The organism is Colwellia sp. BRX9-1 (assembly GCF_014077195.1).
In the GTDB taxonomy this organism is placed as follows: Bacteria; Pseudomonadota; Gammaproteobacteria; order Enterobacterales; family Alteromonadaceae; genus Colwellia_A.
Genome location: NZ_JACGVM010000002.1, coordinates 322,155 through 337,303 on the forward strand (window position 1 = coordinate 322,155; position 15,149 = coordinate 337,303).

A 15,149-nucleotide genomic window follows, 5' to 3' on the forward strand; every position below is an offset into this window, starting at 1 on the left:
TAATAACAGGAACAAGAGAAGCAAATGTTTTGTGGCCGTTTAAGTAACTGCATAGACGCTATTATAATTCAGGCTTAAAACCAGCTGCTTTAATTTCATTAATTAAAAATAGCCCAATATCATCGATATTATGATCAACTTTTTTATATATAAAACCGCTTAAATCAGCAGGTATATCCACATCGCCTTTATGAAGAACACAGACATTTTTTCTCCCAAGCTTAGCGACCAAATAACCAAACTCAAAAATGACATTAGGTTTGGCTCTAATGACTTTTTTTCTCTCAGCATCTATAACACTAGATTGATCAATCGTATACGAAACTTCATCAGGGGTAAGTAATATGAATGCATAAGATACATCACTGTTGGCCTCGAGTTTTTCAATGAGACTTTGCTCAGCATCCACTTCTCTGTGCAAAAAAATTGGCTGAATTCCGATTTGTGTAAGAAATAGCGCTAATTCAATTTTTAAAGCATTGTCATGCCCATGAACAATAAGTACTTTATTATTACTTGGTACTAGGGAGTTAGTTACATTTGTTTTTTCGGTCGAACCTTTGGATTTATTGGTTTTTTTTGGTGGCCCTGAAACTAATAATTCATTAAATATATCGCCTTCATCTATTAACGAAATTAATGCATTTAATGTTTTAATATAATTGTCTTTTGCAAACTCAAATTTGTCTTCACTATTACCTGTTACCTTTGAATTATTTGCAGCTTTAAAATAAACAAAAGGTTCTGAATTTGGCTTAACTGTTTGTTTCAAAATATTTTCTATATCATTTACCCATGTATCCCACGTATCCCACGTAGTTAAAGGCTCCCCTAAAGTCAGATCAAGAGGATCATGCTTTTTACTACAGTTTTTCCAATTAAACGCTTCACTCATTTCTGCTAGTTTATTGATTTTATTTTTTAACAGCTTCACTACTCGGATCCTTGAACTGCATATAACGCCCGATTAACTGGCGTATAATTGTTGACTAAAGTAAGCACCGAAGAAGCAAATAGCCAACGGTTATTTATTTTATTTAATAGCTTATGTTTCACCGTACTCTGACTTTATTAAGCCAAAACATTTAAGGTCGTGAAACTGATTCTTCCAATATCCACTTTGACGGCGAAGACCCTCTTCTTTAAAGCCTACGTTGAGTAAAAGAGACTCTGAGGCTAGATTCCCGGGAACCGTATCACCTTGAATGCGATTCAATGCTCCGCATGGTAAGTCACCACAAAATGCTGATTTAACAATTCTATGCACAGCTTCTGTTGTGTAACCACTGCCCCAGAACTTAGGCAATAAATCGTAACCTATAACAGCATTTTTCATTTTAGGACTCCAAGTATTAAACCCACAAGTCCCTATTAATTGATGTGTTTCTTTTAAGCGTATAGCCCAACGAATACCAGAGTTTTCTGTAAAGCGAGCATTAAAGAATTCTATTAAATTACTCGCTTGTGAATGTTTAGTAAATGCGTCCAGATCATAATATTTGACAACTGAATTGTCTGAGAATAAATCAAATAAGCTCTTTGAATCTTCTGTAGTTAATTTATCTAACCTTAAACGATTAGTTTCTAATACTGGAAATAACAACCTAAATCCTCCATGAACTATAGTATCCTACTTGAGTCGCTTACTATTTTTACCACTCTCGCCATTCTTCTGTAACATCACCTTCAAATTCTACATTGGCTTTAGTTGTTACTTTTTGAATGAAATCACAAATATCTTCACGTTGGTCAGTTTCTATTAAACATTGACCACAGTCATCGTTTAATTCGTTCAAAGATAAAATTAAATATTTAATATGATTTTTAGTACTATCAACAGTTTGAATTTCTGATCCCATTGACGACATGAACTCTAAGAGTAATGTAATGCAATCAGTAACATTATCAGATGTGTAATCAGGTTGATTTTCTCCCTCAATAAAATCTAACATTCCATATTGAATACTTTTAAGTAAACTTTTCACATAAATCTCCGTAAAAAAATGCCCAATTAAGGGTAAAGTTTAGTTAGCTAAAATGTGAAGCTAAACGTAAGCTAGCCAACGGTTAAAAGCCCAGCTTGAATACCTTTGCTATATAACAAATGCAACAATAATTGCCGTTACAGCTAATACACTGTACTCGGGCATCCCTGTTGGTAACTTAGACATAAGTACGAAGCAAACGAAAGCTAAGGCAAATAAAATGGCACTGCCAACAAAAACCCCCATAAATGTATGCCCCATAATTAAACCAACAATAGCTAAGGGAATACTAAACAATAATGCTGAAAAATAAGGTTCCTTTTTCATCAAGTATAATTTATATGAAAGAGCTAACATCGATAGTTTAATAATCAAAAAGAGCATGGAAATACCTTGTAATATAACGCCCATTTAAGGGGGGAATAATGGTTAGTTAAAATAGCGACCAAAGAGCAAAAGCCAGCGGCTTTTTGTCCTTGTTTAATTTGTTGTTGCTTGCTAATCGGCATAGGTATGCAATATTTCGTTTACAGATGGCCGTTTATCGAAGCTGAAGTTACAAAGTTGAATATACCCAATATTATGACTAGGTGAAAGCCAAAAGTAACTCCCCATTGAGTCAATTGATAAACCTCTATGAGAATATATTGTCTCACCTTTAACCTTCCTAATGAACAGTCCATTATTATATGGTACTCCTCCAATTTTAGAAACGGTCTTTAAAGAAGATAATATTTGACTGATAAAATGACCTTTACTGTCGTCAGTATTCTGGAAACTGGAGAGTCCTCCAATGTTGGAAACAGGCTTCATCGGATGCAAGAATGTACTCCAAAATAATTTGTCATCAATAGGGGACATTAAATGACTTATCCATTTGGCAAAATCAGGAAGCGTTGCTAAAATTCCGCCATCGCCCTGGGTAATTAGATTTGATGAATTACGTCGATATTTGTATGTAGGCGAATTTACAACACTATACCCCGTAGCACTCCAAGGAATTTCAATAGTCTGTGAACTCACAAGTCCAGTCGAAGACATTCCAAGTGGTTTAAATAGTTGTTTTTTAGCTAAGTCACTAAAAGGTATTCCACTAGCTTTTTCAAGTATATCAGCCAAAAACAAATAACCCGTATTACTGTAACTTGAATTTTCTCCCGGTTTGAATGATGGTGCAGATAACGCCATCATAGTATCAAGAACGTGCATTAGAGTAACATCACGTGCAATCGGCTTCCCTACAACTAGATCTTCAAGTACATGGGGTATGGTAGATACCCTTTTTACAAGTTCCTCCCTAGTTTTTTCATCATTTAAATAGTCTGGCAGACCACTTTGGTGATTAATTAAATGATGTAACTTGATATTTTCAAACCAACGGGGGCCTTGGGGATAATATTTCTTCAATGAATCATTTAAAGATAGTTGGCCTTTCACCTCTAATTGTAACGCTAAAACAGCAGTAAAATGTTTAGTAATAGACCCCAAGTTAAAAACGGTTTTCTTATCTATTGGAACTTGATAGCGTAAGTTTGCCTGCCCAAAATAGCGCTCATAAACTAATTCACCTTTCTTCACCACACCAACAGCACAACCAGGAGTTTCAGAGTTTAACTCACTAAAATCATCACTAACGTTAGCATCTACGGTGAATGTAATCGTGTTTAAAATAATAAATATTAACAAAGGTATTTTCATTTAAAATCCATTTTATCAATGCCAAGTTTTATATTGTAAGCTAACGCGGACTAAAATAGGCGACGCGCAGAAGCAAGTAGCCAACGGTTAAAAGTCCTGCTTAAATGGCCTGTTATAAGCAAATGCCAGCTAACTTTAACTATTTCGTTAACGTGCACTCTTTTTTTATATTGCCTTCAGGATCTATACAGGTAGCTACATCTGGCTTAACACACGAATTATAAGTCTCGGGGGAGATATTTCTATGGGCACCTTGCACGGTTACGTTAAACAAGCCAACAAAAATATCGCTAATAAAATTAGAGCTCCAAGAGCTTTCTTTATCGTGTTCACTATAAGTAGAACCAGAAGCAAAATTGCAACCAACCTCTTCTGCACCATGAGAAGAGCAACCAGAAACCCCCAAGACTAAAAGTAAAACTAACGTAAATTTAAATGCCATTGTTCATCCTTGTTTAATGGGGCGTTATATTTTTTGACACAGCTTAGTATCGACCTTTATTTCGGTGATCTGTTTATGATTAGTATCATAGTAATTATATGAAATGAAAATATTTAAATCTCTAAATGCTTGCATTTCTTTTGTTGAACAAACAAAGTTCGTCACCTTAGGTGTCATAGTTTCGACAAATTTTTTTAAATCTAAATTGTCTTTCTCATAATTTGGCAATTGATAGTTATATGTAAACGTTTCTTTTGCACCAATAGTAGCTATTAAAACTGTTTCTGAATCTACATTCATTGGTAGATTCTTATTTATTTCGCTAGCTGTACTCATGAGAAATTTAGTTTTATCTTCACCTGCATCACCACTAAATAAACCACTTACTGCCCAATTTCCAATTATTGCCCCACCGATTGCACCAGCAATGGTTAAAACATTCGTCCATGTAATTTTTTTCATTAATACTCCAAACTTGGTAATAATAAAACAGCTTATTAGACGAGCAAAAACTTCCTTCTCTCCAGATAATTAACCGTCTATGATTATAATGAAAACATAAAATACTCATAACCTTCAATTGCATCAAGCCTTTATTAACATTATTTTAACTAAACTTTAAATTATGACTGTTTTATCACGCGTTCTCTGTTGAAAGTATACAAAGTTACTAGCTTAAAAATTATTTTTCTTACTTAGTCTTATTGTCGAAATATTATCAAGGCTGATGCCTGTTCATTTACATAGGGTAATTAACGATCTGTTTTCCAATTAATAAAGGCGATGTGATTTTTAGCTGTTGATGAATGCAGCAGCAAAGTTATTTGACTAAACCTATGGTACTAAGGTGCCAATTAAAAAGTTAACTGTTTGCATTAATATATAGCATAAGAATAATGCTGAAGATTTTAGAGCAACGGGTTAAATAGCCTTTTCGAGATGGCCAAACTTACTCTTTTACTATTATCTGATGCCCTTTAATAAACCGCCCTATCGCAAGTATTTGCCCAATAATGATCAACGGCGCAGGGGCTCACACGTCTAATTACTTTTTTATTGACGAAAACGGTAAGAAACTAATAACACAATTAAATAGGAAAATAATTATGCTAAAAGGTAAAACAGCTTTGATCACAGGTTCAACCAGTGGTATTGGTTTAGCGGCTGCACATGTCTTAGCTGAGCAAGGCATTAATTTGGTACTACACGGTTTAATGGCTGACGAAGAAGGCCAAGCCTTAGCCGATGAATTTGCGAAAAAATATAATATCAAGACACTTTTTGATAGTGCAAATTTAATGTTAGCCCAAGATATTTCAGTGTTTATGACTAAGGCTACTCAAGTCATGGGCTCTATCGATATACTGGTCAATAATGCCGGTATTCAACATACCGAAAGTATTGATACTTTCCCTGAAAATAAGTGGGATGCGATAATTGCCATCAATTTGACCGCGGCATTTCACACCATTCAAAAGTCACTTCCGGGTATGAAAGCAAAGGGTTGGGGCCGCATTATTAATATCGCTTCTGTTCATGGACTCGTGGCCTCGCTAAATAAATCCGCTTATGTTGCAGCAAAGCATGGCATTGTTGGCTTAACGAAGGCCGTTGCGCTTGAGTGTGCCGAGCATGGCATTACCGTTAATTCTATTTGCCCAGGTTGGGTGGATACCCCATTAATTAATAATCAAATTAATGATATAGCACAACAGAAAAGTGTTAGCTTCGAACAAGCCAAGTATGCCTTAGTAACGGCTAAGCAACCCTTACCTGAAATGATGGACCCTCGCCAAATTGGTGAATTTATTTTATTCTTATGCAGTAATAGTGCGCGTAGTATAACCGGTTCGGCACTTCCCATGGATGGTGCTTGGACCGCCCAATAAATAACAGGATAATATATGACGATAGCTAACAACGAAAAAACAGCAGGTGAAAAAATTCGCCGTCAAGTAATGGGCGATGAATTTGTTGACCGCGCACTTAATAATGCCGATGATTTTAGTCAACCTATGCAAGACTACATCAATGATCATGGCTGGGGAGCAACCTGGCAGCGAACTGAATTAGATATTAAAACCCGTAGTTTAGTGACTATTGCTATGCTGGCAGCACTAAGAGCTCCTCAAGAACTTAAAGGGCATATTCGTGGTGCATTAAATAATGGCGCGACTAAAGAGGAAATACGAGAAGTATTACTGCACAGCGCTGTGTATTGTGGCGCGCCAGCTGCACAAGAGGCTTTTAGAGCCGCTAAAGAAGTTTTATAAATCGTCTATAAATACCGCTTTAAAGTTATAAAGGCTAGACAAAAAAATTTGCCTAGCCTGCTTACTTATTTAGTTAAAAATCATCATAAAAACGCGACAAAATTCTAAAAACTTCGAATTTCTACGATATTACTATTGAAGTTAAATTTGTTGATTTTTCCGCATTCAGCAAAATGATTACTCGATGCATAAGGTGTGTTAGCTTGGTTTATGTCACCTTCCCAACCTTGACCATTTTTAACATAGGCTTTTACTTCAAACTTGTTATTAACCGCTTTACTACAATCCATATCAACATCTAACATCCAGTAATGTTGACCCCAAATATTTAACGGCTCTTCACCATAACCATCATTAGCAACGGTACGCTTTGTTCCCCAACCTGCAGGCCAAGCATTGGTGGTCCAATCAAGCGGAGTTCCTTCAGCGGTGCTACTTTGAGCGGCCTCACTGCCATACCAATCTAAGTAGCTTTCGTTGGTTTTCCATGGTGTTGTCGTTGCACTTTTTAAGTTGTTATGGCGAATAGTCATTGCACACTCAAAATTAGTGGTTTGACAATTTCTACCAAGATTATTATTGGCGTAGTTATGATCAATGCCGCCGCGAATAAACATATCTTGACCACTTTGCGTTTGTGCTTGAATAAATATCACCGTACGTTTCAATGTTGCTGGGCCTGTTACTTCACCATTAATTTTTGCGCCTTGATGAATGGCAAATGCATCCCAAACCCCCACATTGGCATTAATACTTCCACCGTTGTTTACTGTAATCGTTTCACCGCTACACGATTTAGCATCAGCAGATAATTGCCCTTTTAAAACGTTACAATAAGTACCTGCACTCATTTGTGTACTTAGCGTAGACGTTAAATTAACATCTTCTTTATTAATTGCGACAAAACCCGAACTACCTCGACCAAAAGCAATTTGGTTATTGCCATTATCCCACCAGTTTGTGGTGCTCCAATTATCTGCAGTATTATTTCTAAAGTCGACACCACCAGCAATATATGACCATCGATGCTCACACTTCCAACTACTGCCAAAGCATTCTAGATCACCATTGTTATGGACCGGAACACTTGGAGCACCCGCATCAGTATCACCCTGGAAATCATAGCTCGACATAACTTTTGGGTAACCATACGGATAAGCCAACATAAATACATTCGCTAAGTCGTATAAACGGCCATCTTCAAAAGTAATCACATTACCACCGCCACCATGACCACGTTGATTATCATGGTTATCGACAAAAACCACCGCAGAACTACTCGGTAAAAATCCCCAAGCTTCACCAAAACTACTCAGTGATGCTAGGCTGCCATTTTTGAAGGTGTTACCCAGCTGTGTGGTATATTTAAATTCAGTTACTAAACCTGTGCTTTGGTATTCACTGGAGGTGATGGGTTCACCGCCTTGATCAATCACTTCCTGAAACACCAAAGGTGAGCCATTAACTTTCGACAATACTCCTTGAATATCGCCTAATGACATGTGCTTAGAGGCGTCAAATCGAAAACCTGTAACACCAATATCTTGCAAGTCGTTTAAATAACCTGCGAGCGTTTCTTGTACATAAGCGGCACCAGTATTGAGGTCAGCTAAGCCCACTAGCTCACAGTTTTGTACTTGCCAACGATTGTTATAATCGGTAATGGCACAAGTATCATGAAAGTCTTGTGGCCCATAATTAGGGAAGCTTTTGTTACCATAATTACTCCCTGCAGTACCTGTACCACTGCCAGATGCCATATGATTTAAAACTGCATCAACATATATTTCTACGCCAACGGCCTTACAACGATTCACCATATCGACAAACTGGGCACGGTTACCGCTTCGACTCTCTATTTTATAGCTTACCGGTTGATATCGAGTCCACCATTGTCCCCCTTGAATATGCTCATTAGGTGGTGACACCTGAACTGCGGCATAACCTTTAGGGCCTAAATAATCTTCACATTCTTGGGCAACATCTTGCCAGCTCCATTCAAAGAGATGAACAAAAGTAGTCGGTTGAGCAGCAGCTTGAACCTGACAAACAATGCCTAATGCCAGACCTGTTGTTAATAACGATTTTATTACTTTAGTTTTCATTTTTATTGTTATTCCTAATGTAAAATTAATGTTTATATTTGCTTATTAAATAGCCAAGACAGGTTGCGTTAAATTTAAACAAAGCGCTATATCAAAGAAGATGAATACGTATTCAACCATTTTTTGTAGGTGTTTTACCGAACAAGAAACTATATTGAAATTATGATGACCTAGATAAATATGAAACGTGTTAACAACGTCGGTAACGGGATCACTGACATTATGATAAAGAGATCTTGCTCTCTGGTAACAAGACCTTGCGATAATTAATGCTTTTGCCACAGAAATATGTGGCAAGCTTAGCTATTTATTAATAAAGTTAGCGATTAGCTGAAAAGTTTGCTGACACTCTTCTGCAACCAATGCATCAAGTAACATATAGGCATGCGTTAACCCATCAAACTGATGATGATGCACCGCTACCCCAACCGCTTTTAGCGCTTTAGCATAAGCTAAACCTTCATCTCTTAACGGGTCGCATCCGGCGGTAATAACTAAGGTTTCGGGTAAAGTCTTGCTTATTTCACCATACAAAGGTGATGCAGCTTTACTGTTATCACTCGCTTTAAAATACTGATTAAAGTACCAAGTTATTTTATCTTGCTCAAGTAAAAAACCTGAACCATTCTCGGTAAAAGAAGGCTGCTGGCCGGTGTAATCAACACTTGGGTAAATTAAAATCTGCTTATCGATTCTTAAGCGTTTATCTTGCTGGCTTTGCATAGCAAGCGTAGTACAAATAGCGCCGCCAGCACTATCACCGATAATATAAAGTGCATTAGAAAAGTTGAGCCCAGCTAAACAGGCTTGGTAATTAATTAACACCTCTCGACAATCATCGATACCTGCTGGATAAGGATGCTCTGGTGCTAAACGGTATTCGACACTGATAACAATACAATGACTTTGTGCGGCAATTTTACGACAAATGGGATCGTATAATTCAACACTGCCACACATATGACCACCGCCATGATAATGAATAACTACGGGTAATGCTTCCTCTGGCGCTGGGCTATAAACTCGCACGGCAATAGCGCGTTCTTCTGCTTGCACTGCACGGTCTTGCACAAAACTGAGTGCTGGCCCCTCGCCTATCAAAGGCGCCAATTTATCTAAATTTGAGCGAACCAGTGCAGGAGAAAATTGCACACCTTGTTTTTTTGACTCGGCTAAAGCTTCATTTGCCTGCGCTAAAAAGGGCGCTAATTTTTCTGAAATTACACCTCGCATAATTCATCTTCCTTGTTTTTTTGTTGACCCGTTTCAGTTAAGAAAAAACTACCTATAAAGAAAGTACCACTGACCAAGGTGGTTAAAGCAAATGCCCATGTATAGTCACCTTGGTGGATATCAACTAACTTGCCAAACAGCCATAAAACCAAGGTACCCACCATATAACTTATCGAATAGAACAAACTAAAAACAACGGTTATTTTTTGGCTGGTCATTTTTGACAACTCATGAGGTATTGCCACTAATGCCGTTATTGGAAAGAATATAGAAAAACCTAACACCATAGCACTAAGTGTTTGTACTACTTCTGACGGGCTAAAAGATAAGGTAAACACAGTGATCACAATCAGTAAACCTGACCAACGGATCACAGGCACCCGTAAAGGGAATTTTTTACTGTAAATAATACCGGCTAACGTTCCTATAATTCCAAAACCTATCAATAACGCACTTTGACTGATACCCGCCTTAGGATAGAAAGTGAACAAACATAAATAAAAGGCAAGAATACCTGAATAGGTTAACGCATAGACCCAAGAAAATTTATCTTTTAAGCCATCTGTGTACGAATAATGCGTGTTAATTTCACTTGTATCTTTGGCTTGGTTATGAGGTTTTGCCTCGTCAACAAATAACCAAGCAATACTTAATGCCAAACTTGCTAATGAAAAAATAATCAAGGTATTTTGCCAGCTACCGGTTAACGAATTAAAGTTACTCATTTGCCATAAAATAATGCCTGTGCCTAAATTAAAAGCAACGGCATTGATCCCGTTTATCGTGGCACGCTCTTCTGGAGGGAACCAAGACATAACGATGGGGTTAAAATATACAATCATAAACGCTCCGCCCAATCCCATTAAAAACCGGCTCACTAATAGCAATTCATAATTGGGCGCAAAAGGTGTTAATAGCCCCACTGAAATTAAAATACCTGATGCAAAAAAAGCATACTTACCCCCTAGTTTTAGGGCTAACCAAGCAGCGGCAAAGGTCCCTACAATTTTAGCTAAGGTAACCGCACCACTAATAAAGCTGGCTGAAGCTAAACTATTAATATTCATTGCCGCCATGATTTGATTCATGCTTGCGGTGCCGCCAACCCATGCCATTGCAAATAAGGTGTAACTAATAAAAACAATGGCTTCTACTAAATACTTGTTACTTATCTTAAGAGTTCTCATATAGATTAATTTCTAATATAGTAATGTCAAAATTCAGCTTAACTAAATAAATTATCTATTGATGTACTACCTTCGTGCACTGTGCTGAAATTTAAGCCATGTTATGATGTCTGCCGCCATTTTATTTGCAGACGTAAAGTTGATATGAGATCGGTACATAGTAAAGTGTTGCTATTTATAAGGTGTTTTCAGTGTTAATTTGGCTTTCTCTTAATACTTGGTTGGTGTCTTTTCTTGCCATAGGTTATTTATTATTATTGTTTGTTGTTGCCTATTGGGGACAAAAGCAAACCACTAAGCAGTGGCATTCTCGCCCTTGGGTTTACAGTTTAGCTTTAGGGGTAAGCTGCACCTCTTGGGCTTTTTATGGCACGGTTGGGCAAGCAGCAACAACCGGCGCTTGGCTTGCTCCCATCTATATTGGCTCAATTTTATGCTTTGTTTTGGCTTGGCCGATGTTGCTGCGAATATTACGTATTACCAAGCAACAAAACCTAACCTCTATTGCTGATTTTATTGCTTGTCGCTATGACAGATCGCCAAAAATAGCAGCGACAGTAACCTTAGTCGCCCTTCTGGGCACCATTCCCTATATCGCACTACAATTAAGAGCTATCAGCAAAAGTTTTGATTTACTCACCGGCACTTACCGCTCAGGAATAAGCACGACCTTTGTTGTGACCTTAGTATTAATTATTTTCAGTATATTATTTGGTGCCCGCCAAGTAGCCGCCAATAAACAAAATCAAGGCTTAGTTCTAGCCATAGCTTTTAGTTCGTTAGTTAAATTATTTGCCTTAACCGCGATAGGTATTTTTGCGACATTCTTTGTTTTTGATGGTATTGGCGATTTAATCAGCCAAGCCGAAACGTCAACTAATTATCAACCGGTAAAAAACACTTATTTTGCAGTATCACAAGCGATACTTGGCGTAATTACTATTTTTATTTTGCCACAGCAATATCACATGTTGATGATAGAGAATCATCAGCAAAAAGAATTGAAAATGGCACGTTGGCTCTACCCCGTTTATTTAATTGCCATTAATTTATTTATCTTACCTATTGCCTTAGCTGGCCAAAGTTTATTTCCGGGTGGTGGTGTTGATGCCGATACGTATGTTATTACTATCCCACTCTTTTTTCAGCAAGCATGGCTTGGTGGCCTCGCTTTTATTGGTGGTTTAGCCGCAGCAACCAGCATGGTCATAGTCGCCACAATAGTACTCAGCACTATGGTAACAACAGAAATCGTTAACCCCTTGCTACTGCACTACAACAGTTATATTAATACCCAGAAAAAACAACTGTCAGGGCTGTTATTAAATATTCGCCGCATAGCAATTGCTTTACTGCTGCTATTGGCTTTTGGCTTTGAGCGGATCGTTAATCAACAAAATCACCTTGCCACCATTGGCCTATTGTCATTCGTACTTCTATCACAATTAGCCCCTTTAGTTGTTGGCGCATTATATTGGCGAAGAGCAACCAGTAACGCCGCTTTTATTGGCTTAATTGTCGGCAGTCTTTGCTGGTTTTATACCTTATTGCTACCCAGTTTATTGCCGAACGCTCCGTGGATAACTACAGGATTATTTGGTATAAGCAGCTTACGGCCTTATGCACTTTTTGGTGTCAACTTTCTCGATAATATTAGTCACGGTTTATTATTTAGTTTATTAGCCAATACTTGCTGTTTTATTGGTTTTTCATTATTTGGTCAGCGCAGTGTTGGCGAAAGATTACAAGCAGAGCTCTTTATCAGTAAAAAGCAGGGGGCAATTCAACAAAACTTATCAAGTAAAGACCTTTATCACTTATTGCAACGCTTCGTTAATGATACAAGCGCCGATGATTTTCATCATAATCATGCAAAACAACTTAGTAATACCGCCGCGAGTCAAAAGCTGGTCGAGTATACCCGCTTGCAGTTATCAAGCGTATTAGGCTCAGCCTCAACGCGCATGGTAATGAAAGCCGCAAGTAAACAACAAGCCTTACCTTTGGAATATGTCGTTAATATTGTTGATGAAGCCAGCAAGTTGTTTCAATTTAATCGCGAATTATTACAAGCCGGTGTAGAAAATATAGAACAAGGTATAAGTGTTGTTGACGCCGACATGCGCTTAGTTGCTTGGAATAAACGCTATATAGAATTACTAGATTACCCAAGCAGTTTAGTTTGTGTCGGTAAACCAATCTCCGAGCTTATTCAATACAATGCCGATCGCGGAGTCATTATTGCTGATAAAGGTAACTCTACAAAAAATAGTGCCGAGCATACCGATGATTTTATAACACGCAGAATTGACTATATGCGTAAAGGGAACAGTCATTATTTTCAGCGAGAAATGCCAAGCGGTATTGTCTTAGAAATTAGAGGCCAAGCGATGCCTGGCGGTGGTTTTGTTAGTACTTTCTCAGATATAACCGCACATATAGAAGCTGAAAAAGCTTTACAAAGGGCGAACGAGACCCTTGAACAAAGAGTGATTGAACGAACCCGTGAACTAAACCATGCAAAGGCAGAAGCCGAAACAGCTAATAAAAGTAAAACTAAGTTTTTAGCGGCTGCCAGCCATGATTTAATGCAACCTTTCAATGCTTTATCTTTATTTACCAGTATGCTTAATAAAAAAGTAACCGGTACTCATTTAGAAGAATTAGCCAGCAACATTCGTCATTCACTAAATGCTGCAGAAAGTTTACTCTCAGATCTCGTTGAAATATCTCGCTTAGATGGTAAGTCGCAACACATTGCGATCACCTCTTTTTATGTTGACGAATTATTAGCCCCCTTGAGTAAAGAGTTTTTCTTACTGACAGAGCAAGCTAATCTAACGTTTAGCTATGTAAAATCTAACTGTATTATTGAAACCGACCAAAGATTGTTACGCCGTGTGGTGCAAAACTTTCTCTCCAATGCTATTAACTATTGCCCACAAACCGACCGCCAAGGCAAAGTATTACTTGGCGTTAGGCGACAACAAGACAAGATCGTTATTGAAGTTTGGGATAATGGACCGGGTATTGCGAAAAACAAACAGCAAACTATCTTCAAAGAGTTTGAGCGCTTAAATGAAACTCAAGACCAACCGGGTTTGGGGCTAGGTTTAGCCATATCAGATCGTATAGCTAAACTTTTAGGGTTAACCATTTCAGTAAAATCTACGGTTGGTAGAGGTTCATGCTTTAGCATTACTCTACCTCGTAGTAAGTTATTACCGGTCAGAGCCTCGGTTGTTAATACTCAAAATAGCATTAGCGCCACTGCTGAATTTAATCAGTTACCTATTTTACTTATTGATAATGAGCCCTTAATGCTAAAAGCGATGCAATCGCAACTCGCTGAATGGGGGTGTCATGTTATTGCCGTGAGAAATGAAAAACACTTAGCAGAAGTACTAGTTGATAAAGAGTTCAAACCCAAATTAATTATTTCAGACTACCACTTAGATGATGACAAAAATGGTGTTGATTTAGTGCAAAAAACGCTTGCTAACAATAAGTGGCAAGCTCCTTGTATTATCTGCTCTGCAGACCCCTCTGAACAAGTGCGAGAACATACCAGCGGTGCCGACTTCTCGTTTATGCGTAAACCAATTAAAGCGTTAGCGTTAAAAAAATTGATGCGACAGTTATTATCGCTTTAGTCATACTAGCAGTGACAGCAAAGTTAGTGTCGCTGCTATGATTTTAAATATATTCCAAAGTCTTTAACAATAATAAAACTACGAATAAAAACCTCAAAAATCTGATAAAAGTGTCCGCCACAACAGACACTTTAATTAAGCGAGAATTATTTAATTTATTCCACATAATCCTTCTACTACTAAAGAGTCACTTCTTTTGCTACCAATATTCGTTAATGTTGTTGAGTTCAAATTTCAAACAGTTTGGATACAAAAATGGAGAGTACCCCTCAGGACAAGTCAAAAATAAATGACAATAAATAATAGGCTTTTTATGAAACAGGTCCTAATTACACTTTTTACATACATTTTAACAACCGTGACGTCCCTCACTCGAACTTATCTAACCGCTTTATGACTAGTGTTTTAGTTGGTAATACGACCGATAGTTCGCCGTAAAGGTCAACATTGGCGGCTAATAAAATACCTAGATACAACACTTGCAGTTACTTCCTAATGTTTACTTTATCTTTTGATAAAACTAACCAATAGACCAAGTAGAAAATATTGAAATAACACTCAAATAATAATAAA

At 37.6% G+C, this 15,149-nt stretch carries 13 protein-coding genes; 3 read left to right on the top strand and 10 right to left on the bottom strand.

Going from position 1 to position 15,149, the window contains the following annotated elements:
• Positions 1-61: 61 nt before the first annotated feature.
• From H4J76_RS03965 to H4J76_RS03995, 7 genes are all read right to left on the bottom strand, one after another.
• Positions 62-934 carry a TIR domain-containing protein gene (locus tag H4J76_RS03965; RefSeq protein ID WP_182230141.1) on the bottom strand — a complete coding sequence of 291 codons (873 nt, stop codon included), beginning with the start codon at positions 932-934 and terminating at the stop codon, positions 62-64.
• Between the two features lie 111 nt (positions 935-1,045).
• Positions 1,046-1,603, bottom strand: a complete 558-nt coding sequence (locus H4J76_RS03970; protein ID WP_182230142.1) for a GNAT family N-acetyltransferase — start codon at positions 1,601-1,603, stop codon at positions 1,046-1,048.
• A gap of 49 nt (positions 1,604-1,652) precedes the next feature.
• Positions 1,653-1,985 carry a hypothetical protein gene (locus tag H4J76_RS03975; protein ID WP_070374205.1) on the bottom strand — a complete coding sequence of 111 codons (333 nt, stop codon included), beginning with the start codon at positions 1,983-1,985 and terminating at the stop codon, positions 1,653-1,655.
• Positions 1,986-2,093: 108 nt separating this feature from the next.
• Entirely contained in the window at positions 2,094-2,369 is a 276-nt protein-coding gene (locus H4J76_RS03980; RefSeq protein WP_182230143.1) for a hypothetical protein, read from the bottom strand.
• A gap of 114 nt (positions 2,370-2,483) precedes the next feature.
• Complete coding sequence (locus H4J76_RS03985; protein WP_182230144.1) at positions 2,484-3,683, bottom strand: serine hydrolase; 1,200 nt, start codon at positions 3,681-3,683, stop codon at positions 2,484-2,486.
• Between the two features lie 139 nt (positions 3,684-3,822).
• The gene (locus H4J76_RS03990) at positions 3,823-4,125 is read right to left on the bottom strand and encodes a hypothetical protein (protein ID WP_182230145.1); all 303 of its coding nucleotides are present in this window, start codon (positions 4,123-4,125) and stop codon (positions 3,823-3,825) included.
• Positions 4,126-4,149: 24 nt separating this feature from the next.
• Positions 4,150-4,587, bottom strand: a complete 438-nt coding sequence (locus H4J76_RS03995) for a hypothetical protein (RefSeq protein WP_182217800.1) — start codon at positions 4,585-4,587, stop codon at positions 4,150-4,152.
• Between the two features lie 644 nt (positions 4,588-5,231).
• Between H4J76_RS03995 and H4J76_RS04000 the strand changes: the two genes are divergently transcribed.
• Together H4J76_RS04000 and H4J76_RS04005 are read left to right on the top strand one after the other, a co-directional pair.
• The gene (locus H4J76_RS04000) at positions 5,232-6,014 is read left to right on the top strand and encodes a 3-hydroxybutyrate dehydrogenase (RefSeq protein WP_182217798.1); all 783 of its coding nucleotides are present in this window, start codon (positions 5,232-5,234) and stop codon (positions 6,012-6,014) included.
• A gap of 15 nt (positions 6,015-6,029) precedes the next feature.
• The gene (locus H4J76_RS04005; RefSeq protein ID WP_220465987.1) at positions 6,030-6,398 is read left to right on the top strand and encodes a carboxymuconolactone decarboxylase family protein; all 369 of its coding nucleotides are present in this window, start codon (positions 6,030-6,032) and stop codon (positions 6,396-6,398) included.
• Positions 6,399-6,502: 104 nt separating this feature from the next.
• Here H4J76_RS04005 and H4J76_RS04010 read toward each other — a convergent pair whose 3' ends face one another.
• The 3 genes from H4J76_RS04010 to H4J76_RS04020 form a co-directional block, all read right to left on the bottom strand.
• Complete coding sequence (locus H4J76_RS04010; protein ID WP_182230146.1) at positions 6,503-8,503, bottom strand: alpha-amylase family protein; 2,001 nt, start codon at positions 8,501-8,503, stop codon at positions 6,503-6,505.
• 303 nt (positions 8,504-8,806) lie between these two features.
• Positions 8,807-9,736, bottom strand: a complete 930-nt coding sequence (locus H4J76_RS04015) for an alpha/beta hydrolase (RefSeq protein WP_182217792.1) — start codon at positions 9,734-9,736, stop codon at positions 8,807-8,809.
• On the bottom strand, positions 9,724-10,923 hold the full coding sequence (locus H4J76_RS04020; RefSeq protein WP_182230147.1) for a CynX/NimT family MFS transporter: 1,200 nt from the start codon (positions 10,921-10,923) through the stop codon (positions 9,724-9,726). Before H4J76_RS04020 ends, H4J76_RS04015 begins: the two co-directional genes overlap by 13 nt.
• 191 nt (positions 10,924-11,114) lie before the next feature.
• Here H4J76_RS04020 and H4J76_RS04025 point away from each other — a divergent pair, with 191 nt between their 5' ends.
• The gene (locus H4J76_RS04025) at positions 11,115-14,576 is read left to right on the top strand and encodes a PAS domain-containing hybrid sensor histidine kinase/response regulator (RefSeq protein ID WP_182230148.1); all 3,462 of its coding nucleotides are present in this window, start codon (positions 11,115-11,117) and stop codon (positions 14,574-14,576) included.
• The last annotated feature ends 573 nt before the right edge of the window (positions 14,577-15,149 follow it).